The organism is Limosilactobacillus agrestimuris (assembly GCF_943193105.1).
Taxonomy (GTDB): Bacteria; Bacillota; Bacilli; order Lactobacillales; family Lactobacillaceae; genus Limosilactobacillus; species Limosilactobacillus agrestimuris.
In genome coordinates, this window is record NZ_CALPCW010000012.1 from 1 (window position 1) to 26,438 (window position 26,438).

Consider the following 26,438-nt stretch of genomic DNA (forward strand, 5'->3'; position numbering starts at 1 on the left):
CCCTTGTCCTCAGCTCATGGTTCCGACTACTACGGCCCATAGCGGACTTTCACCACCTAGCTAATACCCATGCCGGGTGCACAATTAAAAAGGAGAAATTGAGTTTCCTCAACCTCTCCTACCATTGAATTAATATTTAGTCTTTGAGCTTAGCTAACTCAGCAGCAATCTCATCCTTAACAAAGGATTCATGGCGAGCCAAACTAATACTCCGGGCAATTTCCAGAGATTCCTTAGCTTGTTCTTTCTCACCCAATGCTAACTCATCTTTTCCCCGAATAAGGTAAAGTTCGTCAAGAATAAACAAGGAATCATGTTGTCGACAGAGTTCAATTCCCCGGTTAACAATTTCCTTAGAATCTTTGTAGTTGCCTAAGTCACCATAAAGTTGACCAAGTTGGCAGTAAATTGATGCCCATTGGTGTAAACTCCCGATTAACTTTTTATTATCGATCAAACGAACGGCACGATCCGTTAATCGTTGAGCCCGTTCTGGATCATTACGCTTATAATAAGCAAGTGCCATCCCTGCAGTGGTCATTGCGAGGTAAATATTGGCACTAGTTGTTGCAAATTGTGTTAATACTAACTCAAAGTTAAAAATGGCTTCGTCAATCTTATCGGAATTAACTTGGACCATTCCCAATAAGTAGTAGTAACGTTGCTTATCAAAGTCACTCTCTAGTTTCTTTACTGGAATCTTATCCAACGCTTCAGCAGCACTTTCAAATTTCCAACTAACTAGATCATTTACAATGATATTAAATTGGTCATTAATGCCGTTTCCGTTATTCTCCACGATTCGTTCTGCGGGAATATTTAGGCGTTCACAAATTGCAGTCAGAATATTCATTTTAGGCAACCGGTTTTGCTTTTCCATTAAGCTAATTGTTGCCTGAGTACAGATACCTTCTGCCAATGCTGTCTGTGATAAACCTCTTTTGCGGCGAATTTTCTTTAAGACGTCTCCTCGGAGTTTCATTTTTCTCCCCTTCCTCAACTTATTTAATAATATGACTAAAATTATTGGAAAGATCAAATAATCTACAAACCATAGTTGAAAATATCCTTATGCATTATAGCACTAATCATTAATTTATGCTAAAAAAATCGTACTAAAAAGGACCGGTAAGACACATTTTTTACCAGCCTTCCACTTTACATGATCAGTTTCTACTTAATAGACACTTTTAATAAATATGAACATAAACTAGATGTTATGAATTAATTTGCATTCATTTAGTTTTAATTATACTTCTTTGTCCCCACTTTTTCATTACCGAGCTTTTGGAAATCATACTTAATTTTACTATTACGATCAAACTCTTCCAAGCCAAGTTGAATAAGGTGATCAATTAGATCTGAGTAACCAATTCCAGAAACTTCCCACATTTGTGGATACAAGCTAATATTAGTAAAGCCTGGTAAAGTATTTGGCTCACCAAGGTATGGGACATTATTAGAATCAACTAAGAAATCAATCCGGGCCATTCCCTTCATCCCCAAGACCTTGTATGCCTTCAGGGCCATTGACGTGATTTCTTCAGTTAAGTATTCTGGTAGTTTTACGGGCAACTCAAAAACAACCCCACTAGCGTCCACAAACTTGTTTTCATAGTTGTAGAACGAATCCCCTTCAGGAACCCGGACTGCACCAAGCTTTGAAGCAACTGGGTGTTCGTTACCAAGAATTGAGATTTCAACTTCTTGTGGATGATCAATTCCTTGTTCTACAAGAATCTTGTAGTCATACTTAAAAGCATCATCTAACGCTTTTTCGTATTCTTCAGCATTAGTTACTTTATGAATTCCAACAGAGGATCCTTGCTTAGCGGGCTTAACAAAGGCTAAATCACCAATCTGTTCTTCAACCTTATCCCATGGGTATTCTGCCCGGTTTTCAGGAGTAACTACTACGTAAGGAGTATTCCGAATACCAGCTTCTGTAAGAATCTTCTTAGTTAAATCCTTATCAAAGGCCATTGCACTCGCAGCGATGTTTGAACCAACGTAAGGCTTCTTTAAAAGCTTAAACAATCCTTGAACAGTACCATCTTCCCCTAAATTACCATGAATTACCGGGAAGAAGAGGTCAATTGACTTCATTTCGTTTAATGCCATGATTGGGGCTAATGGCTGACTCAAATCCATCTTTTGGTATTCTTCTTTAACAACTTGGTCCTCATCATCACCATTAAAGATTCGTTGTGACGCGCTATTACCAAGGAGAACCCCATCCTTAGTAAACATAAACAAGCTAACATCATACTTTTCCTTATCAAGGGCGTCATAAATATTATGCGCCGAACGTTTTGAAACATCATGCTCAGATGAGTTACCACCAAACAACAATGCGATGTTTAACTTTTTAGTCATTGCGTGTACCACCTTATTTAGTTTAATTTGATTTAATTTCTTACCGTTTTCCTAGAATCTTTAGTATAACATGGATTAATTTCCCTTACTAGTTCCTAATTACGAACTTGTAAATTATCCTTATCAGATTCTTAAGTTAAAAGTAAAAATCCAGCAATCGTGCCTTGCGATTACTGGATTTTGCTTAATCTATTTTTTATTTACCATTAGGGTAAACAGCGACGACACCACCATTGTAGTGCTTATTAATCCATTGTTGTGTTGACTTAGATTGAAGAGCCTTTACTAACTTCTTAATTGCTGGGTTATTCTTATTCTTCTTTTGAACTGCAACCAAGTTAGCGTAAGGAGAGGTATTCTTTTCAAGAGCAATTGCATCCTTCTTTGGATTCAAGCCTGCTTGAACAGCGTAGTTGGCGTTGATAACAACGGCAGCTCCTTCACCACGCTTGTAGAATTGGGTCATCAATTTTGGTTCAAGATCCGTCTTAAACTTCAAGTTCTTCTTGTTAGTTTGAATGTCGTCAAAGTTAGCTGATTCAATCTTAGTGCCAGACTTCAAAGTGATTAATCCAGCATCCTTTAAAATCTGGAGTACCCGTCCATAATCTGCAACGTTATTTGAAACTAAGATTGTAGAGCCATCTGGCAAGTCAGATAACTTCTTGTACTTCTTGGAATAGAAGCCAAGTGGTTCAAGGTGAACATTTCCGGCACTAACTAAGGTTCCATGGTTCTTCTTGTTCCAGTTATCTAAGAATGGTTTGTGTTGGAAGTAGTTGGCATCCAAATCACCACTTGCTAATTCCTTATTTGGTAATACATAGTCTTGGAAAGTCTTAATTTTCAAGTCAACCCCTTCCTTCTTTAATTGGGGTTGAACGTGCTTTAAGATCTCCGCTTGTGGTGTTGCTGAAGCTCCTACAGTAAGGGTTTCTTCTTTTTGCTTCCCACAACCTGTAAGAACTAATGCTCCTAATGCTAATGTTGCAATTGCTGCTAGCCATTTTTTCTTCATAATTATTCCCTCCTGATTCTAATTAACGCTTATCAATTTTCTTTACAACCATGTCACCCAAGAATTGGAAGACAAAGACAATCACGACAATAATAATTGTAGCCATCATTGTAACGGCATTGTTATTTGCTTGAAAGCCGTCTAAGTATGCAAGGTTACCAAGGCCACCGGCACCAATTGCCCCAGCCATAGCAGTGTAACCAATTAATGAGATGGTAGTAACAGTAATCCCTGAAACTAATGCTGGAGAACTTTCTGGGATTAAGACCTTAGTAACAATTTGCCAGCGTGTGGCTCCCATTGCCTTAGCGGCTTCAATAACACCGTGATCCAAATCATCAAAGGCGATTTGAACAAGGCGAGCATAGAATGGTGCCGCCGAAATAATCAATGATGGTAGAGCGGCTCGTGGTCCCATAATCGTACCAACAAGTGTCTGGGTCGCCGGAAGTAAGAGGACAATTAAGATAATAAACGGGATTGACCGAAAGATATTTACCAAAGCGGCAACAATCCAGTTAATAATCTTGGCCCCAATTGAATTGCTATGCTGAGTTTCAAAGAGGATTAATCCAAGGATAATCCCCAAAATTGCAACCACAATCATTGAAACTACTGTCATCCAAATTGTTTCCCAGGTTGCTTGTCCCATTTTCGGCCAATCAACATTATTAAATTCAAAGAATGAAGCAAATCCACTATTGTTCACGACTAATCACCTCTGTCTCTACTCTCATCGTTTTCAGATACTCTAACGCACCCTTGATTTGTTCCTGCTTATCATTATCCACCGTTAATTGAATATACAAGGATCCAATCGAGCCTTCCTGTGTCTGGTGAATGTTACCTTCAATGATGCTCATATTTGTTTCAGGGAACTGACGCAACATTTCGGAAACGATTGGTAACTTCGCTTGGTCACCATGGAATGTTAATTTTACAATTACACCGTCAGGATGTGATTCCAAGAGTTGCTCAACAACAGCTTGTGTATCATCAGCAGAACTGGTAGAAGTTTCTTGGTTAACAAACCGCTTAGTAATTGCCTGTTGAGGATGCTTAAAGACATCCAATACCGGTCCCTCTTCAACAATTGTTCCGGCGTCAAGAACCGCAACGTGATCACAGATTTTACGGATAACGTGCATTTCATGAGTAATTACAACAATCGTTAATCCTAACCGGCGATTAATATCGACCAGCAAATCTAATACTTCATCAGTTGTCTTCGGGTCAAGCGCACTAGTTGCTTCATCAGAAAGAAGGATCTTGGGGTCATTCGCCAACGCGCGGGCAATGCCCACCCGTTGCTTTTGTCCACCAGATAGTTCTGAAGGATAAGCTTTTTCCTTTCCCTGGAGACCAACTAACTTAACTAGTTCTTCAGCTTTTTGCCGTCGTTCTTCCTTGCTTCCTTCTTTTGAAAGCTCTAACGGGAATTCAACATTTTCCAAAACGGTCCGTGACCAAAGAAGATCAAAGTGTTGGAAAATCATTCCAATCTTCAGGCGGGCCTCTCGTAATGATTCACCCTTTAATTGACTAATTTCTTGACCATTAACGGTAACGGAACCAGTAGTTGGTGTTTCAAGACCATTAATCATCCGGATTAGAGTACTTTTCCCGGCTCCAGAATAACCAATAATACCGTAAATCTTTCCGTCAGGAATTGTTAAGTTAACATCTTTGATTGCCTTTACGGGACCTTCCTTACCATCATATGTTTTTGAGACATCTTTAAACCGAATCAATTACTCTTCCTCCTTTTCAATAAAAAAAACCTTCCGCTCATTTAATAGTCAACCTATTAAACGGACGAAAGGTTTCGTGGTACCACCGCAGTTCATGATTACCTCACAGTAACCATCTCAAAAAGTGTCATCTAACACTTAGCTGCGATAATGGGCAGTAACCAACATTAGCTTATCATTTGACTCACTAACACACTTTACTCAAAGACCATCTTCAATACCACTAATCAATTCTCTTACACCAATCAAGAACTCTCTGAGTGATTAATTAGTATCTACTCATCTTTTCAAATAGTATTCTAATATTTCGATTGCTATTATAATACTAAGTTCACTTTTTATTGTCAATACCAAATTCTAATTAAATTTTAAAAATTAAAAAGACGTGACTGAAAAGCTCAGCCACATCTTTTTATAATTGACTTTCAATCTCTATGCCTTTACTTCAACAATCCAGTTATCATTCTCATCACTCGAATCAAGGAGTTCTGGTTGGTCAATTGCCTTTTGGTTTACTGTAACAATTTCACCATCGACTGGACTGTCAATATCAGTAACAGCCTTTTCAGCTTCAACCGCAATAAACTTACCATCATTAGTTAACTTCGTCCCAGTCGCAGGAACATCAATAAAACTAATTTGGCCTAGATCATCACGTCCACTATCATTTAATCCAATCCGGACATTACCATTACCTTGTTTTTTTATCCAAAAATAACTTTCAGCAGCCATTTTCCATGACACCCCACTTACCTAAATTCCTTATTACTACTAAACATATAAGAGTGATGGTGATATCTCATCGACATTACCATCCCGATCCCAATTAAATTACCGATTAGTGAGGAACCACCGGCACTGATAAATGGTAACGGAATCCCAGTTAGTGGCAGTAATCCGATATTCATCCCAATATTTTCAAAAACGTGGAATAAAATCATCATAATAACACCAGTCGAAATATATGCATAGAATTCGTTCCTGGTATCAAACGTAACCCTGATCATCAAGTAGATTAACAAGAGGTAGAGGAGAATTAGCAGTGCACTTCCAATAAAGCCAAAGTTTTCACCAATAACAGAGAAAATCATATCAGATTCACGAACAGGTACATAAACCTTGGAATTATTGAATCCGGTCCCGGTAATACCCCCAGAACCGACAGCCTTAATACTTTGCCATAGTTGGTATCCCTGGTTACTAGTATCTTGTTCCGGATGAAGCCAAGTATCAACCCGGTCAAACTGGTAAGCCTGAAAGCCAACATGCTCTAAAATTGTCCGTCCAATCGAACTAGTAACCATTGCTAATGCCGAACCACCAATTACAACTAGTGCAATAGCGGTTGGCGCAATGATTCGCCATGTAACACCCGAAACAAGAATCATCCCGCAGAAAATTGCAAAGAAGACAAGTCCTGTCCCAAAGTCATTTTGTAACTTTAATGAAATTAAAATTGGTAATAACCAGAGGAACATGGTCCCAATTAATCGCCAATCAGATCTAACGGTATGAACATTATACCGATTATTATGTGTTGTAATTACCCGTCCCATCATTAAAATATAGGCCGGCTTCATGATTTCCGATGGCTGAAAAGTAAATGGACCAATTGCAAACCAACTTTTAGCCCCTGTATTAGCATAGTATGCACGACTATAGAACACTAGGATCGCAAACATCAAAAATATTCCAACCCAGTATGCTAGTGGTGCAACCTTCCATAGTTGCTCAGAATCAAACTGCATAATTACAACAACTAGAATTATCCCAATAATATACCAAATTAACTGACTAACTACTTGCCGCATCACACTCGTTGATCCTCCCGTATCATGGACGGCAGCAACATAAATTGATGCTAAGCCAATTAAGGCTAACAGCAAGACACAGAATATAATTCCCCAATCAATTCGGCTTTCATCATCACTTTGAGAACGTTGCATTCTTTAACTCCTTTTTTGAGATTTGGGCAACGCTACTGCATCGCATTATCCTTGGTGTAAATGATACTGCTGTAATACAACTTCAAGTCCCTCTTCTTGGGAGTGAACATAAAATTCACTTTCATCAGCAGTCAGGAGAGCCTTAAAACGATTACCATCTGCTAATACTTCACCAATCAATCGTTTACCAATAAAAACTTGTTGAACTGGTTGATGACGACGTTCAATATCTTTTACATTAACTTCAATTTTTTTATCTTTTCTTGTCACTTTTTCACCTTTATTATTTCATAACTCGATGGAAAGTAAATTTTGTTGGAACTGGATCATAGCCACCACGGGCAAATGGTTGACACCGTAATAACCTTACAATTCCAAGTAATATCCCCCTCATTCCAAATCGTTGAATTGCTTCCAACGTATATTCTGAACAAGAGGGATAATACCGACAAACTTTAAATGGTCGCCTTGCCGATATGTTTCGTTGATACCATCGAATCATTCGACTTGCGAACTTAACCATTACTTCTTACTCTTTTTACCGTTATCGGTCTTTTGCATCCGTTCAAGCATTTCACCAGCACCCTTAGCAACATTATCAAGCGGATCCTGAGAAACGACAACGGGAACTTTTAAGTGATCGCTAAAGAGCTGGTCGATTTCCTTAAGAAGGGAAGTTCCTCCCGTTAGCATAATACCACGATCAATAATGTCACTAGCCAACTCAGGTGGGATCGTTTCTAAGACGCCAACCGTTGCCTTAACAATTTGTTCAAGTGTTCCGTGAATTGCCTCTTCGATTTCGTTCTCATCAGTTGTGATTTGCTTTGGCATTCCAGTTGCAACATCACGACCACGAACATCCATCTTCTTTGGTTCGTCAACCGGTAAAGCAGTCCCAATTTCCATCTTGATTTGTTCAGCAGTATGTTCACCAATAATCAAGCCGTGGTGATCCTTAATATAAGCAGTAATATCATTGTTCAACTTATCACCAGCCATTCGAATAGACTGACTAGCAACAATATCACCTAATGAAAGAATGGCAATATCACTGGTACCACCACCCATATCAATCACCATACTACCGCGTGGCTTAAAGATATCAAGGCCAGCACCGATTGCAGCAACCTTAGGCTCATATTCAAGGTAAACTTTACCTCCACCTGATTGCTCAGCTGCTTGAATAATCGCTTTTCGTTCAATTTCAGTAATGTTTGTAGGGGCACAGATCATAATATCTGGTTTTGACATAAAGCCCTTAACGCTTAATTTGCCGATAAAGTACGAAAGCATTTCTTGGGTAACATCGAAGTCGGAAATAACACCATTCTTCAATGGACGAATAGCCCGAATATTACTTGGCGTCCGTCCAACCATTCGATATGCTTCTGAACCAACAGCTAACACTTTATTAGTTTGCGTATCAATCGCAACAACTGAAGGTTCGTTCAAGACGATTCCCTTGCCTTGAACATAAATTAGAACGTTTGCAGTTCCTAAATCGATTCCGATATCCTTTGCCATTTATGTAATTTCTCCTTCCGGCCAAATCTTTATAATAACGTTGGTAATTATACCACATAATTGGAAAATACTAACCACGTTCAGTATGGTTGGCAGCTTCCTCCGTCTTTAATTGGATCTGGTCATCAATATTGATTCGGTCAATTTGTGCACCGAGCTGGGCTAATTTTTGGTGAAGATGATAGTATCCTCGGTCAAGATATTTCAGATTTCGTACTTGAGTGATCCCTTGGGCAGCTAATCCAGCGATTACCAAGGCAGCCCCAGCACGCAAATCGGTAGCAGCAACTTCTGTCCCACTAAATTTAGTCGGACCACTTAATACTGCAGTCGAGTTTTTGATTTGATAATCAGCATTCATCCGCCGTAATTCTTCAAGATGCATAAATCGTTTCTCAAAGACAGTTTCATTCATTGTACTAGTCCCGTTTGCTAATAATTGTAAAACGGTCATCTGTGGCTGTAAATCAGTTGGGAAGCCAGGATACGGTGCTGTCTGAACTGTTGATGGTAACAAAACTGAGGTACCAAGAACACGGATCCCGTCATCTTGGTTAATTACCGTCACTCCCATATCTTGTAACTTAGCAATTAGTGGTTCATTATACTTACTTTCTGTATTTTCAACAACTACATCACCATTAGTCGCAGCAGCAGCAATCATAAATGTCCCCGCTTCAATCCGGTCAGACATTACACGATAATCACAACCATGGAGGAAATTAACTCCCTGAATACGAATAACATCAGTTCCAGCGCCGTGAACTCGTGCTCCCATTTTATTTAAGGCATTTGCCAAATCAACAATTTCTGGCTCACAAGCACAATTTTCAATCGTCGTAATTCCCTGGGCTAATGTTGCCGCCATCATAATGTTTTGCGTTGCACCAACACTTGGGAAGTCGAGGTAAATATTTGTCCCAACTAGTCGATCTGCATGTGCTTCAATATAGCCATCATGTTGTTCAATCACTGCTCCAAGCTGGCGCAGTCCCTTAAGGTGGAGATCAATTGGTCGTGAACCAATCGCACAGCCACCAGGAAGTGCAATCTTTGCGTAACCAGTTCTTGCTAATAATGGTCCCATTACCACCATTGACGCACGCATTTTACTTACATATTGAAAGGGTGCCTCTGAAGAAAGCTTAGAACTTGCATTTAAATCAATAGTATGATTCTCTTGATCAAATTGAACCCGAATATTTAAGAACTTTAATAATTCATTCATCATTAGGACATCTGATAATACCGGAACATTAGTCAAATGGAAAGTTCCGGTGGAAGCAAGAATACTAGCTGCCTGAAGTGGTAAAACTGCATTCTTTGCTCCTTCAACGGCGACGCGTCCAAATAAGCGATGACCACCCTTAATAATTATCTTTTCCATAACTTACTCCTTATTAAATCAACGCAATAAACCGGGTAGTTGGCTAACCGCATTAATAAAACCAATAAAGAAACTGGCACATAAGTAACCAATTGCTGTAGAAAGTAAGACAATGGCTAACGGCAATGTTTTCGGTGGTTGACGAAAGAATCGTTCAAGCCGAAATTCTTGAATTGCGGTAAACGTTAACCAAATCATTCCGAGTTGGATAACTATTTCTACTAAAGCTTTTATTCCTGTCATTTGCACCAATTTCACCTTCTTTAAAACCAACTACAATCTTATCATACCAACTAACGAGTGATCAGTCATCATTAACAACCTTTAGACTATGTTAATAATCAAAAAAGGATATTTAATGAGGAAAACTCATTAAATATCCTTTTTACTTCGTTAAAAAGCAGTTACTTATGTTTGAACTTAGAAACCTTCAGACGGTTAACAGCTCGCTTCAAATGAACTTCAGCCCGAGCGAGTTCATTTTGCTTGTGAGCTTTCTTCGCCTTCTTAATTTCTTCCTTAGCACGTTCTACAGCATGTTGAGCACGTTCAACATCAATCTTTTCAGGCATTTCGGCACTGTCCGCCGTAATTAGGGCTGTGTGACCATCAAATTGCATGATCCCACCGTTAACAGCGGCAATTTCATCAGTACCCTCATCATGCTTGATTCGTAACTGACTAATTAATAATGATGCTAATACAGGTACGTGATTAGCCATGATCCCCATTTGACCACCAGCAGTGTTCATAATAATCATCGTGGCATTATCATTATCATAAACCGTACCATCTGGAGTGATAATGGTGACTTTAAACTTAGTATCAGCCATAATTATCCCTCCTAATCTGCAGATTCTTCAGCAGCATCAGCCTTCATTTTCTTAGCCTTTTCAACAGCATCGTCGATTGTACCAACCAACCGGAATGCTTCTTCTGGTAAGTCATCGTACTTACCTTCAAGAATCCCCTTAAATCCTTTAATAGTATCCTTTAATGGAACGTACTTACCTGGCGTACCAGTAAATTGTTCGGCAACACTGAAACTTTGTGATAGGAAGTTTTGAATCCGCCGAGCACGAGCAACGATAACCTTTTCGTCATCAGATAATTCATCCATCCCAAGAATTGAAATGATATCTTGTAATTCATGATACCGTTGCAAAACATGTTGAACTTCAGTAGCAACTTCATAGTGTTCCTTACCAACAATTTCAGGAGTTAACGCTGTAGAAGTTGAAGCTAATGGGTCAACGGCTGGGTAAATACCGATTTGGGTTAACCGCCGTTCCAAGTTAGTAGTGGCATCCAAGTGAGCGAATGTCGTAGCTGGAGCAGGATCGGTGTAGTCATCGGCTGGAACATAAACGGCTTGAATTGAAGTAATTGAACCCTTCTTAGTAGAAGTAATCCGTTCCTGCAATTGACCCATTTCAGTAGCTAACGTTGGCTGGTAACCAACTGCAGAAGGAATCCGTCCCAAAAGGGCAGAAACTTCTGAACCGGCCTGAGTAAACCGAAAAATGTTATCGATGAACAATAGAACATCTTGACCCTTTACATCACGGAAGTATTCCGCAATAGTAAGTCCAGTTAAGGCAACCCGCATACGAGCACCAGGAGGTTCGTTCATCTGACCATAAACCATGGCAGTCTTTTCAAGAACTCCTGAAGCCTTCATTTCATAGTACATATCGTTACCTTCACGGGTCCGTTCACCAACACCTGTGAAGACAGAAATACCATTGTGACCTTGAGCAATGTTGTGAATTAATTCCTGAATCAAAACGGTCTTACCAACACCGGCACCACCGAATAACCCAATCTTACCACCACGAACATATGGTGCTAACAAGTCAATAACTTTAATCCCAGTTTCAAGGATTTCAGTATTGTTATTTAATTCATCATACTTAGGTGCATCACGGTGAATAGGCATCCGCTTTGCATCTGGTCCAAACTTAGGACCGTTATCAACTGGTTCACCTAAAACGTTGAAAACACGTCCCAGAGTATCGTCACCAACCGGTACACTAATAGGTGCACCAGTGTTTTCGACTTCCATTCCACGTTGAAGACCATCAGTACCGTCCATGGCAATCGTCCGAACTACACCGTCACCCAATTCAAGAGCAACTTCAGTAGTCAAAGTCTTGTCATCACTTTCCTTGATCTTTAACGCGTCGTTAATCTCTGGTAGTTTTTCATCTAAGGGGAACTCAATATCAACAACTGGTCCGACAACTTGGACAACTTTACCAGAACTCATGTTGTTTCCTCCTCAGTTAAATTTTATTCTTGTGCTGTCATACCACCGGTAATTTCAGTAATTTCAGTGGTAATCGCAGCTTGACGAGCACGGTTATATTGCAATTCCAATGATGAAATAATGTCATCAGCATTATCAGTTGCAGACCGCATAGCGTTTGCACTTGAAGAATGTTCTGATGTCTTTGCATCAAGGATTGCCCCATATAATAGGCTTTCAGCATATTGTGAGACAAGTCCTGCAATAATTTCCGTATCCGAAGGTTCAAATTCGTATTCAGCCGTAATTGGTGATTCATCCTTAGTGGATTCAGCAGAATTTTCCTCATCATCCATCAAGGATTCAGCCGTAATTGGCAATACATCATGAACTCGTACTCGGGACGTAATTCGGTTGACGTAGTGGCTATATACCAGGTACATCTCATCGAATACAGCATCGTCGTACATCTGAACAGCAGTCTTTACAATTTGATGAACTTCACGGAATGTTGGTACATCACTGATTCCTGAATATTGGTAGACAACGTTCATCCCACGCTTCTTGAAAAATTCAGTTCCTGTTTTACCAACCGTTAAGAATACCGTGTTTTCAGCGGTTAAATTCTTATCCTTCATCAATTGTAAAGTTTGCTTGATGATATTGTTATTGTAACTACCAACCAAGCCACGATCAGATGTAATAACTAAAATTCCAGTCTTCTTAACTGGACGCTTCTCAAACAACGCAGCATAAGCGTCATGACTGGCACTAGCTGCAGATGCGTTGTGAGATTTAACCAGATCGGACAACATATTCTTAACCTTCTCAGCATATACTTCATATGTCTGAGTATGGTGTTGAATTTGATTCAATTTTGCAGTTGAAACCATTTGCATGGCAGAAGTAATCTGTCGCGTGCTCTTAGTGGATTCAATCTTATGCTTAACAGCAGCAAGTGAAGCTGGCACTAAATCTCACCGTCCTTTCGACTAGTCATTATTAATTTTCTTGTGCGGCTTTCTTCTTGTCATCGCCGGTTTGAAATGATTTCGTGAAATCAGCAACAGCATTCTTCAAGTCGTCACCTTCTGGTAATTTACCAGTTGACTTAATCGTGTCATAAAGGTCTTGGTGATTAGCATGCATAAATGTAGCAAGTTCACTTTCATAACGTGAAACATCATCCACTGGAATTTGATCAACAAACCCGTTTGACAATGCAAACAAGGTTACAACTTGTTGTTCAACAGGTTGTGGTTGGTGCAACCCCTGCTTCAAAAGTTCCATTGTGTGCTTACCACGTGACAACTTAGCTTGGGTTGCTTCATCCAAATCAGAACCAAATTGGGCGAATGAAGCCAATTCGTTATATGACGCAATATCCAAACGCAATGTCCCAGCAACCTTCTTCATTGCCTTGATCTGGGCATCCCCACCAACACGAGAAACCGATGTACCAGCATCAATGGCTGGACGTTGACCTGCATAGAACTCATCAGCGTTCAAGAAAATCTGTCCATCAGTAATGGAAATAACGTTGGTTGGAATGTAGGCAGAAACGTCACCAGCCTGGGTTTGAATAATTGGTAATGCAGTCATTGAACCGCCACCAAGATCATCAGACAACCGTGCAGCACGTTCTAGTAACCGTGAGTGAGTATAGAAAATATCACCAGGGTAAGCTTCACGACCAGGAGGCCGACGAAGAATTAAGGAAAGTTCACGGTAGGCATCGGCCTGCTTTGAAAGATCATCATAAACAATCAAAACATCCTTACCACCATACATGAACTCTTCACCCATTGCGGCACCAGCATAAGGAGCAATGTAAAGCATTGGTGCAGGGTTAGAAGCACTAGCTGAAACAACAATTGTGTAGTCTAATGCTCCGTAACGACGTAAGGTTTCAACGTTCGTACGAACGGTTGATTCCTTTTGACCAATCGCAACGTAAATACAAATTACGCCCTTGCCCTTTTGGTTAATGATGGTATCCAATGCAATGGCAGTCTTACCGGTCTTCCGGTCACCAATGATCAACTCACGCTGACCACGACCAATTGGTACTAAGGCATCAATAACCTTAATACCAGTTTGCAATGGTTCACTAACACTCTTCCGCTCCATAACACCTGGAGCCTTCTTTTCAATTGGACGTGTCTTGTCAGTCTTGATTTCACCAAGTCCATCAATTGGACGACCAAGTGAATCAACAACCCGTCCTAACAATGCATCGCCGACGGGGACTTCCATGATTCGACCCGTCCGCTTAACGGTATCACCTTCACGGATGCCAGAGAAATCTCCCAAAATAACGATACCAACATCGTTACTTTCGAGGTTTTGTGCCATTCCGTAAACACCGTTACTAAATTCGAGCAACTCACCAGCCATGGCATTTTCCAAGCCGTCAGCACGAGCAACACCATCACCAACATAGGTAACAGTACCCGTTTCTTCGACAGATACCTTGTCTTGATAGTTGGCAAGTTGCTTCTTGATGAGTGAACTGATTTCCTCAGTTTTAATGCTCATAAAGGTCTCACCTCTTCGAAATAAGATTATTATCTAACTAGTAAACGACGAATCTGCTTAATCTTTGAACTTAAGCTACCATCTAACGTCTTATTATTAAGACGAACAATAACTCCGCCCAAGATTTCAGGATCAACTTGTTCATGAAGAACAACTTCCTTAGCATCAAAACGTTGAGCTAAGTTAGCCTTGAGTTGATCACGTTGTTGTTTATCAAGTTGGATCGCTGTAACAACGTCAGCATGAACACGCTTCATTTTAGCGTCATACCGTCGTTCAAACTCATCAATGATTGCAACCAGATCACTAATCCGACCGTAATCAAAAGTCATTTGAATTAAATTTGAAACCGGTTGAGAAAAGCCTTTCTTCAAATCATCAATAAGGGACTTCTTTTCACTGATTGATAATTGGACTCCTGATAATACAGGGGCCAGTGCAGCGTTGTCCTCAAAGACTTGACGTAGAGCAGTCAATTCTTGATAAGTTTGATCGAGTGTATTGTTTTCATCGACCAACTCGAACAGTGCCTTCGCATAACGATTTGCAACTGTTTGCTTATCAAGACTCATGATCTACCAACCCTTCAATGTACGAATCAATCAATTCCTTTTGATCATCCGCATTCAATTCTTTATGGATGAGTTTGGAAGCAATCTCAATAGATAAGTTTGCAACGTCATCCTTTGCACCATTCAACGCGTCACGACGAGCTTGTTTAGCATCTTCTTGTGCGCGTTGCTTAAGTGCTTGAGCGTCATTTTGTGCAGTTTCAACAATTTGAACCCGTTGAGCTTCACCAGACTTCTTAGCATTATTAATAATATCAGCAGCTTCTTGGTGAGAATTCTGGAGTTCAGCTTGTCGTTTAGCAGCCATCTTTTCAGCGCTTTCACGTGATTTAGCAGCGTTATCAATATCACTAGCAATCTTATCTGCACGCTTCTTCATCATGTCTGTAACTGGCTTCCAAGCAAAATGCTTGATAAGTAGCATCAGAATAATGAAAGTAACGATGTAAAATACCAAATCACCAACGTATAAGCTATTAGATTCAGCTAAAACACTGTTCACAAACATCTATTGACACCTCCTTGTCCTGTGAAATAAAAATTATTAATCAAAATAATTACTTGTTCATAACAAGGAAACCGATAACAATAGCGATGATAGGCATGGCTTCAATCAAACCAACACCAATAAACATCGTTGCTTGTAATCTACTTTGTAATTCTGGTTGCCGTGCGATACTGTCAACAGTGTGTCCGATCAAGATACCATCACCGATACCACCACCGATAGCGGCACCCATAGCCGCGAGTCCTGCAGCAATTGCTCCTAATGCCATTTTAAAATTCCTCCTTGAGAGATAGATTATTATTCGGAAACCTTCCGAGAAATATAAACCGTCGTTAATGTTACAAAAACATATGCCTGAATTGAACCGATAAATACTGAGAACCCTTGCCAAAGCAATTCAAGCAAGAATCCTGGAATGATTGTCAAAGCACCATGTGAGAAGGCAACTTCAGCAACCAACTTCAATAGCAATTCACCAGCAAAAATGTTACCAAAGATCCGCAAACCCAAAGTTAAGAAGTTAGCCAATTCTTCAATGATATTGACTGGCAACATCAATGCAAATGGCTTTACATACCCCTTCAAGTAACCACCAAGACCATGGTTTGCAATTCCTGCAAAGTGTGCCAAAACAATTACCATCAGTGAGAATGTTAAAGTAACAACTGGATCCGCCGTTGGACTTCTAAGAATTTCTTGGTTATTCCAACTAAGGTTAAAAATCAACCCAAATTGGTTTGCAAAGAAGATAAAGACGAAGAGGACAAAAGCAAAGAAGCTATAATGTCCAGTCTCTTCGTTTGGCATCTGACTACGGACAATTCCGTTCGTGAAGTCAATCAACCATTCCAAAACGTTTTGCGCCCCTTTAGGCTTCATTTGAATCTTTCGGGACATGCCAAATAACACGAAGAATACGATCGCATAAATAACAAGGCCTGAAATAATGTTTGTCGCATTAAAAGTTAAACCAAGAAACTTAAAAGTAAAAGCATCACCGCCCATTCATATTTCACCTCTTTCCTTAATAACAATAATTTGGCTGTAAATTGGATGAACGTCGTATACCATACGAACTAGCCCAATATACGAATATTAATATATCATCATTTGAGGGAACATTCAAAAAAATTTCTAATTTTTTAGGGGAACAAAACGCCAAGAAAGCCCTATTCTAGTAGCATTTTGCTCATTTGACTCATTTTCAAGCGTGTCTTTTTAATCATTTTTTCACATACACAAATGGAAAACTTGACCAATTTATTGAAATGCTGATTCATCCATTTCAACTGTTGGTCCGCCTTTGTGTTGCTTATCTTTAAAAATAGTGAGGCCGGGAAAAAACATTTTGTTTTTTCCCGGCCTCAACCCGTTACTGATAGTCTCCGAACTTATAGAGTCTAATCGCGGGAATCCATAGGCTAGCTGCGCGTCGTAACCAGAGCTTTAGAGTCTAACGCAGCGGAGCAAGCCTATTTGGCTACGAACGATTTTGATGATTTCATCATCATTCATCGTTCTAGGTTAGCCAACCAGGCTCTCGAGGGGGTTAATTCCCAGCTTCACTCACTTTTTATTTTGATTGGTTAACCTTGGCGGCAATTTCTTTTTCGCTCCGTGCTTCTTGTGGAAGAACAAGGTTTAGGATAATTCCTAAAACAGCAGCAACTGCTAAACCAGAGAATTGGTATTGCCCCAATTGAAGGTAGGCATTCCCAATCCCGATTACAAGAATCGCTGAAGCAATCATCAAATTTCGCTTCTTATTGAAGTCAATTTGATCTTCAATCATTACCCGTAAACCACTGGAGGCAATTACCCCAAAGAGCAGGAAGGAAATCCCACCAATAACAGGCATTGGAATTGTTTCAATCAATGCACTAAGTTTCCCGATAAAGCTGAAGAAGATTGCAAAGGCGGCTGCCCCAGCAATAACGTAAACGGATTGAACCTTAGTAATTGCAATCACACCAATATTTTCACCATAACTGGTAACTGGAGGACCACCAACGAATCCGGCAATAATCGATGCTGTCCCATCACCTGCCAAAGTATGACTAAGGCCTGGATTCTTAAAGTAGTTCCGTTCAGTTAATTCATTCAATACCATAATATGACCAAGGTGCTCGGTCATTGTTACAAAGGCTATTGGCGCCATACTCAAGATCGCACCCCAATAAAACTGTGGATGATAATTGATAAACGGAATTTGGAACGCAGGAAGGCTAAACCAATGTGCCTTTTCTACGGGTGCAAAGTCAACAATTCCAAATAGGCAGGCAACAATATAACCAAAAACAATCCCCATCAAGATTGGGATTAAGCCCATGAAGCCCTTAAAATACATGTTAAAGGCAATCGTTAACAGCATTGTAATCATCGCTACCGCAAAGAACTTCAGGTCATACTTACCCGTTACGGAATTAATTGTTGCATCTTTAGCAGCAGTACTTGCTAAGGAAAGACCGATTACAACTACAACTGGTCCAACCACAATTGGGGGCAAGATCTTATCAATCCAATCTGAACCAATCAAACTAACAATTAAAGCAACGATTAAGTAGACACACCCAACCGCGATTGTCCCTTGAGCAATTCCTGGATAACCCGTTGTCTTCATCAGTGCCATCATTGGAACAACGAATGAAAAACTCGATCCCATATAGGCAGGAATCTTATGTTTAGTAATTAAAAGGTACATTAACGTACCCACACCAGAACTAAAAAGTGCAATGCCGGGATTTAACCCAACCAGAATCGGTACCAAGACGGTGGAACCGAACATGGAAAACATGTGTTGAAGTGAAAGCCCAATCCATTGACCTGTTTTGGGCTTTTCATTAACGTCTAAAACGACATCATCACGATGAGCCATGAATACTTTCCCTCCCCTAAAAAAATAAAGCAGCTTCGAGTGAGATCTCAAAGCTGCTTTTAATGCTACTACAATCCTGTAGGGTATTTTTTCCGCACCTTTGAGGCCTCACGGGACCTCTTTTAAAGGTTTTAATATTTGATGCTAGTTTACTTTATTTCTATTGATTTGTCAACGACCTCTTTCCGTCGTTTAACCATTACTAACGAGGTAATGGGGACAGTTAAAAGCACTCCGAGGAATGAAATCAAAATTTCAATCAACTCAGCAACAAAAATCTTATTATTTATAATTGTCCCAAATGAATAGTGGAGGCCAGCAAACCAAATAAATAAAGAGAGAACCCCACCAAAGCAACCAAAAAATAAGGTGTTCAGGGTCGTTCCAATAATCTGCTGACCAATTCCCATTCCCCCTTCAACTAGCCGAGAATTGCTGATATCCGGGTGCGTTTCAAGGATTTCGGTTAAACCTGCAGAAATAGCCATCGCCGCTTCAGCAATTGCCCCTAAAGTACTGAGAACGATTGCTGTTACGGAAACCTTTAAATAGCTAATTCCGATCAAGATCGACATTCCTTCTAGATCATCACTATCTTCTGTTCCAAATCCTTGAACCATTGCCCAGTGGCTAATAAAGAAGATCAAAAAGAGAAGAATTGTCAAAACAATTAATGAAGCATAGAAGGCAGTTACCGTTGTTCGTAAGTCATCTTCACCCATGAAAATCGTGATGGCTAAAATCGTGATCCCGATTACCACCGCAACAAACATTGGGGGAACATGAAATTCAATTAAAACAATCCCCAAAAAAAGGAAGCAAAAATTAAGTAACAAACTAATGAATGACCGGAATCCTTGCTTACCACCAACAAGGAACATTACAAGAAGCAGTATTAATCCTAAAGCATTGATTGAACTCATCCTACTTCCTCCTTCCCAATAACAATGAACCGAATACACTAACGGCTGGAACAGCAAGGACAATCCCAATCCCACTAATTAAACTCTGCACCATCCCTAAACTCATATTCATGTTAAATGTGTATCCCCAACTATTTCCATTCTTTAAGTACAGCAAACTATTGGTAAAGGTATCGGCCATAAAAATTAAGAAAAGAACATTCACGAGTGGCCCCATAATCGACTTGCCAACACTTCTTCCTGACATAAATAATTGCATTCGGGATACATTCGGATCAATTCGTTTTAGCTCAAAGAGGGTTGCAACAATGTCACTTGACTCATCCATTACTGCTCCTAAAGAGCCAAGTAGGATTTCAGCAATAAATAGCGGCCGTGGCACTTGAGTAACATATTGCATCGACTCATAGTAAACACCCCGGTTATTCGTCAAAGATAATACAAGGACTCCCACTAAAATTGCAACCGTTGTCCCAACAATAGTCGATCCAAAAGTTGCCAACATTTTCTTCGTCGGTCCTAAAACCAAGAGGAGACTAACCGCCGTGAAAATTAATGCTAGTACGGAAAAAATTAATAGGACATGGTTCCCTTGATTATGAAGATCAAGTACAAGAGCAATCATAAATAAAATTGTATCAATAACCACACTAATTAAAGCAAATGTTCCGGCACGTCCCATCGTCAACAGGAGGATCGTAATAACAAGCCAACCAAGGAAAACGACTACTGTGTCCCGCTTTTGCCCAGCTGGGTTAGCTGTTAAGCCACCATCACGTTTTACCAGTTGCGAAAGAAAGAGCTGGTCCCCAACATGGTATTCTTGATCCATTGGTTGGGAGTCACTAAAGGTATTCTTAATGGTTACCTTCTTTTCTCTGTACTTCCCGTTCATCAGCACCGCAGTAATTTGTTGTTCAGTTTGGTGATCAACGTTTTTAAACTCATCTTCTGTTCGTTGTGCCTTCCCATTTGTCACTTTAACAACTCGAGCAATTGGTTGTCGGTAAAAGCGCTGGTTATGGGTAACAAAAATCATTGCTAATAATCCACAAATAACCATCCCCATTAATAGATACGTTTTTTGCCGCGACCAGTTAAATGTCACGATATTCACTTCCTCTTTTTTGCAATCACATTTTATCTTACTATTCATTTAAATCAAAAAAAGGTTCACGATAAATCTTATATTTACCGCAACCCCTTTAAATGATTCTTTAATGAGCTATCAACCACTTCTCGACTAAATCATGGACTTGAGTTGCTGTTTCACATTCAGTAACCGCACGTTGATAAAGCTGTTGACACTCCTTAATATTAAGACCCTTCATCATTGAACGAGTCCGGAGAATTGATGTAGCACTCATGGAATACTCATCTAACCCCATCCCCATTAACAATGGTAATGCAAGTCGATCACCAGCCATTTCACCGCACATAGCAACAGTCGTATTATGTTGATGACCTGACTTGATTATGTGGGCAATTAATTTTAAGAATGGTGGATTTAGTGGTTGGTAAAGGTAAGAAACTGATGCATTTCCCCGATCTGCAGCAAAACAATATTGAATCAAATCATTTGTCCCAATACTGAAAAAGTCAACTTCTTTAGCTAACCTCTCAGCATACAATGCAGCAAGGGGAACTTCGATCATGATTCCTAACTTAATGTTTGCGCCAATCCTAGGGTAATCTTGGCGAAGCTTTTTTCGCTCCTCATAGTAGATCTTTTTAGCTGCTTGTAATTCTTCGAGAGTTGTAATCATCGGAAACATAATATTAATCCGACCAAATTGAGATGCCCGGATCAAGGCCCGAAGCTGGGCTCGAAACATTTGCGGACGATCCAACGAAATCCGAATTGCTCGATAACCTAAAAACGGGTTTAACTCGTGCGGTAGTGGCATAAACGTTAAAGGTTTATCCCCGCCAATATCAAGTGTTCGTACAACCAATGTTCGCCCGCCAAGACTCTCAACAGCCTCTTTATATGCTTGCAACTGTTCTTCTTCCGTTGGTAAGTGTTCACTCTTCATATAAAGAAACTCGGTCCGAAAAAGACCAATTTCATCTGCCCCATTATCAACTGCTGCTGGAATATCATTTGAGGAGCCAATATTTGCGGAAATCGTTAATTGTTGACCATCCTTAGTAAGTGATGGACTATCAACCAGCTTTGCCCATTCAAGTCTTTCTGCAGCGTACTGACTAGCAATTTGCTGGTAATGCTTAACCTGGTTAGGTGTTGGTTCAACAATGGTCGTTCCCGAAAAGCCATCAACAATTGCCCGCTCCCCATTTTTTACCTGGTGGGCAATCCCCTTACAGCCAACAATTGCAGGGATTTGTAAAGAACGTGCCATAATTGCCGCATGGCTTGTTCGTCCTCCAACTTCAGTAACAATCCCCTTAACAAACTTAGCATTCATCTGAGAAGTATCTGATGGTCCAATCATGTGGGCAACTACAATTATCGGATGATCAAGTGTCTGTAAGTTAGGAAGAGACTTTCCTTCAAGCTTAGCCAGCACCTGATCACGAATACTTGCAAAATCCGTTGCCCGTTCCTGCATGTACTTATTTCCCGTCATTGATTCAAACTCACGAATAACCCGGGAAATAACTTCTTCAAAGGCGGTTTCTGCATTAATCCGTTGGCTCCGAATCCGGGTGACTACCTGATTAAACATTTCGGGATCATTCAAAATTTCAATATGAACATCAAAGATCGCTAATTCATCTTTTGACAACTTTTCTGTTGCCGCTTCTTTTAGTCCTTTAAGCTCATCACTAATTGCCAGTAGAGCATCCTTAAATCGCTCAATTTCAGCAGATGAATCACTAATCCGTTGCTTTTCAAAACTCAAATCTGGTTTATCGACAATATATACCGGTGCGATACCTACACCATTACTTGCCGCTGTTCCTGTCATTTTTAATGTCATTTTAGCTGTTTACCCTCTTTAAAGAAAACGGTTTATATCCATTATAGGGGAATTTCCTGTTACTGACCAGTTCTCAGTATTACTGTTAATTTAATGAACTTTAAAATAACAAAGAGGCCAAGCTTTCCCTTAGCCTCTTTAATTATTTTACTTTGTACCGAATAGACGATCCCCAGCATCACCTAATCCAGGAACAATGTAACCATCCTCGTTCAAGTGATCATCAAGTCCGGCAGCATAAATATCAACATCTGGGTATGCTTCACGAACAGCCTTAACCCCTTCTGGAGCAGCAACTAAGCATGCAAACTTCATGTTCTTTTCAGAACAACCACGCTTCTTCAACGCTTCAATTGCCATAATTGCTGAACCACCAGTAGCTAACATCGGATCGACAATGAATAGTTGCCGTTCAGTAATATCATTTGGTAACTTAACGAAATATTCGTGTGGTTTCAAAGTTTCTTCATCACGGTACATCCCGATGAAGCCAATCTTAGCAGCTGGAATAAGGTCCGTCATTCCATCAACCATTCCGAGACCAGCACGAAGAATTGGAATAATTGCAACTTTCTTCCCTGCCAATTCCTTCTTAGTGGTCTTGGCAATTGGTGTTTCCACTTCAACATCCTTCAATGGCATATCGCGAGCAACTTCATATGCCATCAATGTTGAAATTTCCTTAACCGTTTCACGGAAAGCCTTAGTTCCAACATTTTTATCCCGAATCATCGTTAATTTGTGTTGAATCAATGGGTGATCCATCACTTCAAATTTACCCATGCCTAATACACTCCTTTGAATTTCTTCCCTATTTTACCAAAAAAAATGCCTATTTGATAAACAAATAGGTAATTTTTTTATTTTATTGCAAAATGTTCGCCACCAGCTGACTTATTTAGCCGGTTCATGTATGCCCGTCCCAGGTCCTTTGCTGGGAATGCTTGGGTTACAATCGCCTTAACGTTAGGTTGATCATCAAACTGACGAAGACCGTCAAATAAGCGAGCACTCGCATCTGCAACATTCTTACCTAGTGAAAACTGAATAGCATTCATTGGCAAGCTCTCTTGTTGAAGGATCTTTTCTTCTGCCATCATCCCGACATCAAATGGTTGTTGCTTAATCCAGTCAACAACCTGCTTCCAATCAGTACCCTCGTCAACAATATAAACCTGCGCATTTGGTGCGTAGTGTTTATATTTCATCCCTGGGGCCTTTGGTGTTTCATTTTTACCAACATGATGGTGGTTTAAATCGATCGAACCAATCACATCCTCAATTTGGTGCTTAGTAACTGCACCTGGTCGCAAAATAACTGGCTGATCAGTCGACATATCAAGGACTGTTGATTCAACACCAACCCGGGTCGGACCATTATCAATAATCCCTGCGATTTTTCCGTGAAGATCATGATAAACATGTTGTGCTGTCGTCGGGCTTGGCTTTCCAGAAGTATTAGCTGAAGGGCCAACGATTGGGACACCGGCTTCCTTAATTAAATCAAGGGTTGGCTGGCAGTCTGGAAAACGAAAGGCCACCGTTGAAAGGCCACCCGTAACGGTCTTTGAAAGGACTCCCTTTTTAATGTTCAAAATAATAGTAAGGGAGCCTGGCCAAAACTTAGCCATTAACTTCCGCGCATTTTCCGGAATCTCACTAGCGTATTTTTCAACCATTTCAATTGAAGCAACGTGAACGATCAACGGGTTATCACTCGGCCGTCCCTTTGCCAAATAAACATTTTTGACTGCCTCTTCATTAGTTGCATCCGCGCCTAGTCCGTAAACAGTTTCGGTAGGAAAAGCAACGAGCTTACCGTCTTGAATGGCTTTAGCTGCTTGAGCAATTTCATCTAAATGAAAAATTCTTGTATCCATTCTTTCTAATTTCCTCCTACGTTTGAAAAATCCCATACGTGTATCATCCTCATCTTTCCAGCAACATCATGTCGTGGCTCAATTTGTGCAGCACTATCTACCTGCTTCAACAATTTCTGAATTGACTTTTCTTGATCAAAACCAGTTTCACCAAATAATTGTCCCTGTGAATTCAAATGTTGAGCTGCTTGTTTGAATAGGCGATGGTAAAAACCTAAACCATTCTCATCCGCAAAAAGGGCTAAATCTGGTTCAAATTTCAAAACAGCAGCATCCATCAAATCAGTAGCATCCATTGCAATATAGGGGGGATTGGTAACGATTAGATCATACTTTTCGTTAGCTAAATTAGCAAACAAATCACTCTTTACTAGGTTTAGCTTAAGCCCAAAGCTTTCCATATTCTTTTGGGCAACCCCGAGTGCCGCCGCAGAAACATCACTAAGAGTGACCTCCCATTCTGGTCGTTCAAGTGCTAAGGTAATCCCGATTACACCGCTGCCCGTTCCGAGATCAAGAACTCGTAACGGCTTTGATGGCATTTCACTTAAAACCCAATCAACTAGCTCTGCCGTTTCGGCTTCTGGAATCAGAACATCATGGTTAACCATAAAAGTTCTTCCATAAAAAGGCGCACTTCCAACAATGTATTGGGCCGGCTCATCTTTTAACAACCGGTCAACTGCTTGCTGAAACCACTGCCATTCACCAGCTGGCATTACTTCTCGATTATGAACCAGTAAGTGAGTATCATCCCACCCGTGCCGCTCCTTAAGGAGAAACTGTGGGGCATTTGGATCAACCTTACTCTGACTCAACTGCTCCTTTGCCCACCGTTGAGCAGCAAAATAAGTTTGACTACTCATTTCGTAATTGTTCCAACTTCTTAGTTTGGTCGGCCACAATCAATGCTTCAATGATTTCATCAAGGTCACCTGACATGATCTTATCAAGCTTATTCAAGGTTAAACCAATCCGGTGATCGGTTACCCGGTTTTGTGGGTAATTATATGTCCGGATTCGTTCAGAACGATCACCAGTACCAATGGCATCTTTCCGCTTAGCGTCATATGCACTTTGTTCTTTTTGTTGGTAATAATCGTAAACCCGAGACTTTAAGATCCGCATGGCCTTTGCCCGGTTTTGTTGTTGTGAACGTTCATCCTGCATCGCAACAACGATTCCTGTTGGTAAGTGTGTCATCCGAACAGCTGATGAAGTCTTGTTAACGTGTTGTCCACCGGCACCACTTGAACGGTAAACATCAACCCGAATGTCTTTTGGATCAATATCAACGTCAACATCTTCCGCTTCCGGCATTACCCCGACAGTCGCTGTTGAGGTATGAACCCGTCCTGCAGATTCAGTAACAGGAACCCGTTGAACCCGGTGTGCACCGTTTTCAAACTTCAGCTTTGAATAAACCTTATCACCAGTAATCATTAGGGCTATTTCCTTAAAACCACCGACCTCGGTTTCACTTTTATCAACAACTTCAACCTTCCAGCCTTGGTTTTCAGCATAGTGAAGATACATGTTGTAAAGATCGGCAGCAAAAAGACTTGCTTCATCACCACCGGCAGCCCCACGGATTTCCATGATGATGTTTTTATCATCATTTGGGTCCTTAGGAATCAAAAGAATCTCTAATTCCTTTTCTAGCTTAGCTTGTTGTTCCTTAGCGCTATTTAATTCATCCTTAGTCAATGCCGTTAAGTCAGGATCATCACTTTCACGCAACATTTCCTCATCATCAGCGATTGTCTGAATGACCTTTTTATATTCGTTATACTTTTCAACCGTTTCCCGTAAGCTTCCCTCTTCCTTTGAAAGCTTCATAAACCGTTGTGAGTCAGCAATAACTTCAGGATCACTAATTAATTCGTTCAACTCATCATATCGATCTGCTACAGCCTGTAGCTTATCGAAAATTTCAGCCATTTC

28 protein-coding genes and 1 other annotated feature are annotated in these 26,438 nt (G+C 40.3%); all 28 genes read right to left on the reverse strand.

Annotated features, from left to right (window positions below):
- Positions 1 to 136: 136 nt before the first annotated feature.
- Positions 137 to 982, reverse strand: a complete 846-nt coding sequence (locus NFR46_RS07610) for a helix-turn-helix transcriptional regulator (RefSeq protein WP_251576178.1) — start codon at positions 980 to 982, stop codon at positions 137 to 139.
- 263 nt (positions 983 to 1,245) lie between these two features.
- Positions 1,246 to 2,376 (reverse strand): D-alanine--D-alanine ligase family protein, encoded by a 1,131-nt coding sequence (locus tag NFR46_RS07615; RefSeq protein ID WP_251576180.1) that lies wholly within the window; start codon positions 2,374 to 2,376, stop codon positions 1,246 to 1,248.
- Between the two features lie 196 nt (positions 2,377 to 2,572).
- The gene (locus NFR46_RS07620; RefSeq protein ID WP_251576182.1) at positions 2,573 to 3,394 is read right to left on the reverse strand and encodes a MetQ/NlpA family ABC transporter substrate-binding protein; all 822 of its coding nucleotides are present in this window, start codon (positions 3,392 to 3,394) and stop codon (positions 2,573 to 2,575) included.
- 22 nt (positions 3,395 to 3,416) lie between these two features.
- Positions 3,417 to 4,046 (reverse strand): methionine ABC transporter permease, encoded by a 630-nt coding sequence (locus NFR46_RS07625; RefSeq protein WP_251576264.1) that lies wholly within the window; start codon positions 4,044 to 4,046, stop codon positions 3,417 to 3,419.
- Between the two features lie 46 nt (positions 4,047 to 4,092).
- Positions 4,093 to 5,145, reverse strand: coding sequence for a methionine ABC transporter ATP-binding protein (locus NFR46_RS07630; protein WP_251576184.1), 1,053 nt, complete (start codon positions 5,143 to 5,145; stop codon positions 4,093 to 4,095).
- A gap of 57 nt (positions 5,146 to 5,202) precedes the next feature.
- Positions 5,203 to 5,447 (reverse strand) — a binding site (T-box leader).
- A 130-nt stretch (positions 5,448 to 5,577) separates the two neighbouring features.
- On the reverse strand, positions 5,578 to 5,877 hold the full coding sequence (locus NFR46_RS07635; RefSeq protein WP_251576186.1) for a glycine cleavage system H family protein: 300 nt from the start codon (positions 5,875 to 5,877) through the stop codon (positions 5,578 to 5,580).
- A 17-nt stretch (positions 5,878 to 5,894) separates the two neighbouring features.
- Positions 5,895 to 7,091 carry an FtsW/RodA/SpoVE family cell cycle protein gene (locus tag NFR46_RS07640; RefSeq protein WP_251576188.1) on the reverse strand — a complete coding sequence of 399 codons (1,197 nt, stop codon included), beginning with the start codon at positions 7,089 to 7,091 and terminating at the stop codon, positions 5,895 to 5,897.
- 45 nt (positions 7,092 to 7,136) lie between these two features.
- On the reverse strand, positions 7,137 to 7,361 hold the full coding sequence (locus tag NFR46_RS07645) for a DUF2969 domain-containing protein (RefSeq protein ID WP_191684677.1): 225 nt from the start codon (positions 7,359 to 7,361) through the stop codon (positions 7,137 to 7,139).
- Between the two features lie 13 nt (positions 7,362 to 7,374).
- On the reverse strand, positions 7,375 to 7,614 hold the full coding sequence (yidD, locus tag NFR46_RS07650) for a membrane protein insertion efficiency factor YidD (RefSeq protein WP_251576190.1): 240 nt from the start codon (positions 7,612 to 7,614) through the stop codon (positions 7,375 to 7,377).
- Positions 7,614 to 8,618, reverse strand: coding sequence for a rod shape-determining protein (gene mreB, locus NFR46_RS07655; RefSeq protein ID WP_251576192.1), 1,005 nt, complete (start codon positions 8,616 to 8,618; stop codon positions 7,614 to 7,616). Before mreB ends, yidD begins: the two co-directional genes overlap by 1 nt.
- Positions 8,619 to 8,688: 70 nt before the next feature.
- Entirely contained in the window at positions 8,689 to 10,005 is a 1,317-nt protein-coding gene (murA, locus tag NFR46_RS07660; RefSeq protein WP_251576194.1) for a UDP-N-acetylglucosamine 1-carboxyvinyltransferase, read from the reverse strand.
- A gap of 18 nt (positions 10,006 to 10,023) precedes the next feature.
- Entirely contained in the window at positions 10,024 to 10,248 is a 225-nt protein-coding gene (locus NFR46_RS07665; RefSeq protein ID WP_420908596.1) for a DUF1146 domain-containing protein, read from the reverse strand.
- Positions 10,249 to 10,409: 161 nt separating this feature from the next.
- Entirely contained in the window at positions 10,410 to 10,838 is a 429-nt protein-coding gene (locus tag NFR46_RS07670; RefSeq protein ID WP_251576197.1) for a F0F1 ATP synthase subunit epsilon, read from the reverse strand.
- Between the two features lie 11 nt (positions 10,839 to 10,849).
- Positions 10,850 to 12,274: a F0F1 ATP synthase subunit beta gene (atpD, locus tag NFR46_RS07675; protein WP_191684687.1), complete on the reverse strand. Its 1,425-nt coding sequence runs from the start codon at positions 12,272 to 12,274 to the stop codon at positions 10,850 to 10,852.
- A gap of 23 nt (positions 12,275 to 12,297) precedes the next feature.
- Complete coding sequence (locus tag NFR46_RS07680) at positions 12,298 to 13,224, reverse strand: F0F1 ATP synthase subunit gamma (protein ID WP_191684689.1); 927 nt, start codon at positions 13,222 to 13,224, stop codon at positions 12,298 to 12,300.
- A gap of 31 nt (positions 13,225 to 13,255) precedes the next feature.
- Positions 13,256 to 14,791, reverse strand: coding sequence for a F0F1 ATP synthase subunit alpha (gene atpA, locus NFR46_RS07685; protein ID WP_251576200.1), 1,536 nt, complete (start codon positions 14,789 to 14,791; stop codon positions 13,256 to 13,258).
- Between the two features lie 29 nt (positions 14,792 to 14,820).
- Complete coding sequence (gene atpH, locus NFR46_RS07690) at positions 14,821 to 15,363, reverse strand: ATP synthase F1 subunit delta (RefSeq protein ID WP_251576202.1); 543 nt, start codon at positions 15,361 to 15,363, stop codon at positions 14,821 to 14,823.
- A complete protein-coding gene (gene atpF / locus NFR46_RS07695) occupies positions 15,353 to 15,871 on the reverse strand; it encodes a F0F1 ATP synthase subunit B (RefSeq protein ID WP_251576204.1) in 519 nt (172 codons plus the stop codon). Before atpF ends, atpH begins: the two co-directional genes overlap by 11 nt.
- A 49-nt stretch (positions 15,872 to 15,920) precedes the next feature.
- Complete coding sequence (gene atpE / locus NFR46_RS07700; RefSeq protein ID WP_003666561.1) at positions 15,921 to 16,139, reverse strand: F0F1 ATP synthase subunit C; 219 nt, start codon at positions 16,137 to 16,139, stop codon at positions 15,921 to 15,923.
- Positions 16,140 to 16,168: 29 nt separating this feature from the next.
- On the reverse strand, positions 16,169 to 16,876 hold the full coding sequence (gene atpB, locus NFR46_RS07705; protein ID WP_251576206.1) for a F0F1 ATP synthase subunit A: 708 nt from the start codon (positions 16,874 to 16,876) through the stop codon (positions 16,169 to 16,171).
- A gap of 568 nt (positions 16,877 to 17,444) precedes the next feature.
- The gene (locus NFR46_RS07710; RefSeq protein WP_251576208.1) at positions 17,445 to 18,746 is read right to left on the reverse strand and encodes a solute carrier family 23 protein; all 1,302 of its coding nucleotides are present in this window, start codon (positions 18,744 to 18,746) and stop codon (positions 17,445 to 17,447) included.
- A gap of 149 nt (positions 18,747 to 18,895) precedes the next feature.
- On the reverse strand, positions 18,896 to 19,669 hold the full coding sequence (locus NFR46_RS07715) for a YibE/F family protein (protein WP_251576210.1): 774 nt from the start codon (positions 19,667 to 19,669) through the stop codon (positions 18,896 to 18,898).
- Between the two features lies 1 nt (position 19,670).
- Positions 19,671 to 20,780, reverse strand: coding sequence for a YibE/F family protein (locus NFR46_RS07720; protein WP_251576266.1), 1,110 nt, complete (start codon positions 20,778 to 20,780; stop codon positions 19,671 to 19,673).
- 106 nt (positions 20,781 to 20,886) lie between these two features.
- Positions 20,887 to 22,614: a phosphoenolpyruvate--protein phosphotransferase gene (gene ptsP, locus NFR46_RS07725; RefSeq protein ID WP_251576212.1), complete on the reverse strand. Its 1,728-nt coding sequence runs from the start codon at positions 22,612 to 22,614 to the stop codon at positions 20,887 to 20,889.
- A 147-nt stretch (positions 22,615 to 22,761) separates the two neighbouring features.
- Positions 22,762 to 23,397: a uracil phosphoribosyltransferase gene (gene upp, locus NFR46_RS07730; protein WP_191684700.1), complete on the reverse strand. Its 636-nt coding sequence runs from the start codon at positions 23,395 to 23,397 to the stop codon at positions 22,762 to 22,764.
- 77 nt (positions 23,398 to 23,474) lie between these two features.
- Positions 23,475 to 24,494, reverse strand: coding sequence for an L-threonylcarbamoyladenylate synthase (locus NFR46_RS07735; protein WP_251576215.1), 1,020 nt, complete (start codon positions 24,492 to 24,494; stop codon positions 23,475 to 23,477).
- A gap of 5 nt (positions 24,495 to 24,499) precedes the next feature.
- A complete protein-coding gene (prmC, locus tag NFR46_RS07740) occupies positions 24,500 to 25,360 on the reverse strand; it encodes a peptide chain release factor N(5)-glutamine methyltransferase (RefSeq protein WP_251576217.1) in 861 nt (286 codons plus the stop codon).
- Entirely contained in the window at positions 25,353 to 26,435 is a 1,083-nt protein-coding gene (prfA, locus tag NFR46_RS07745) for a peptide chain release factor 1 (RefSeq protein WP_251576268.1), read from the reverse strand. The genes prmC and prfA overlap by 8 nt, the downstream gene beginning before the upstream one ends.
- Between the last annotated feature and the right edge of the window lie 3 nt (positions 26,436 to 26,438).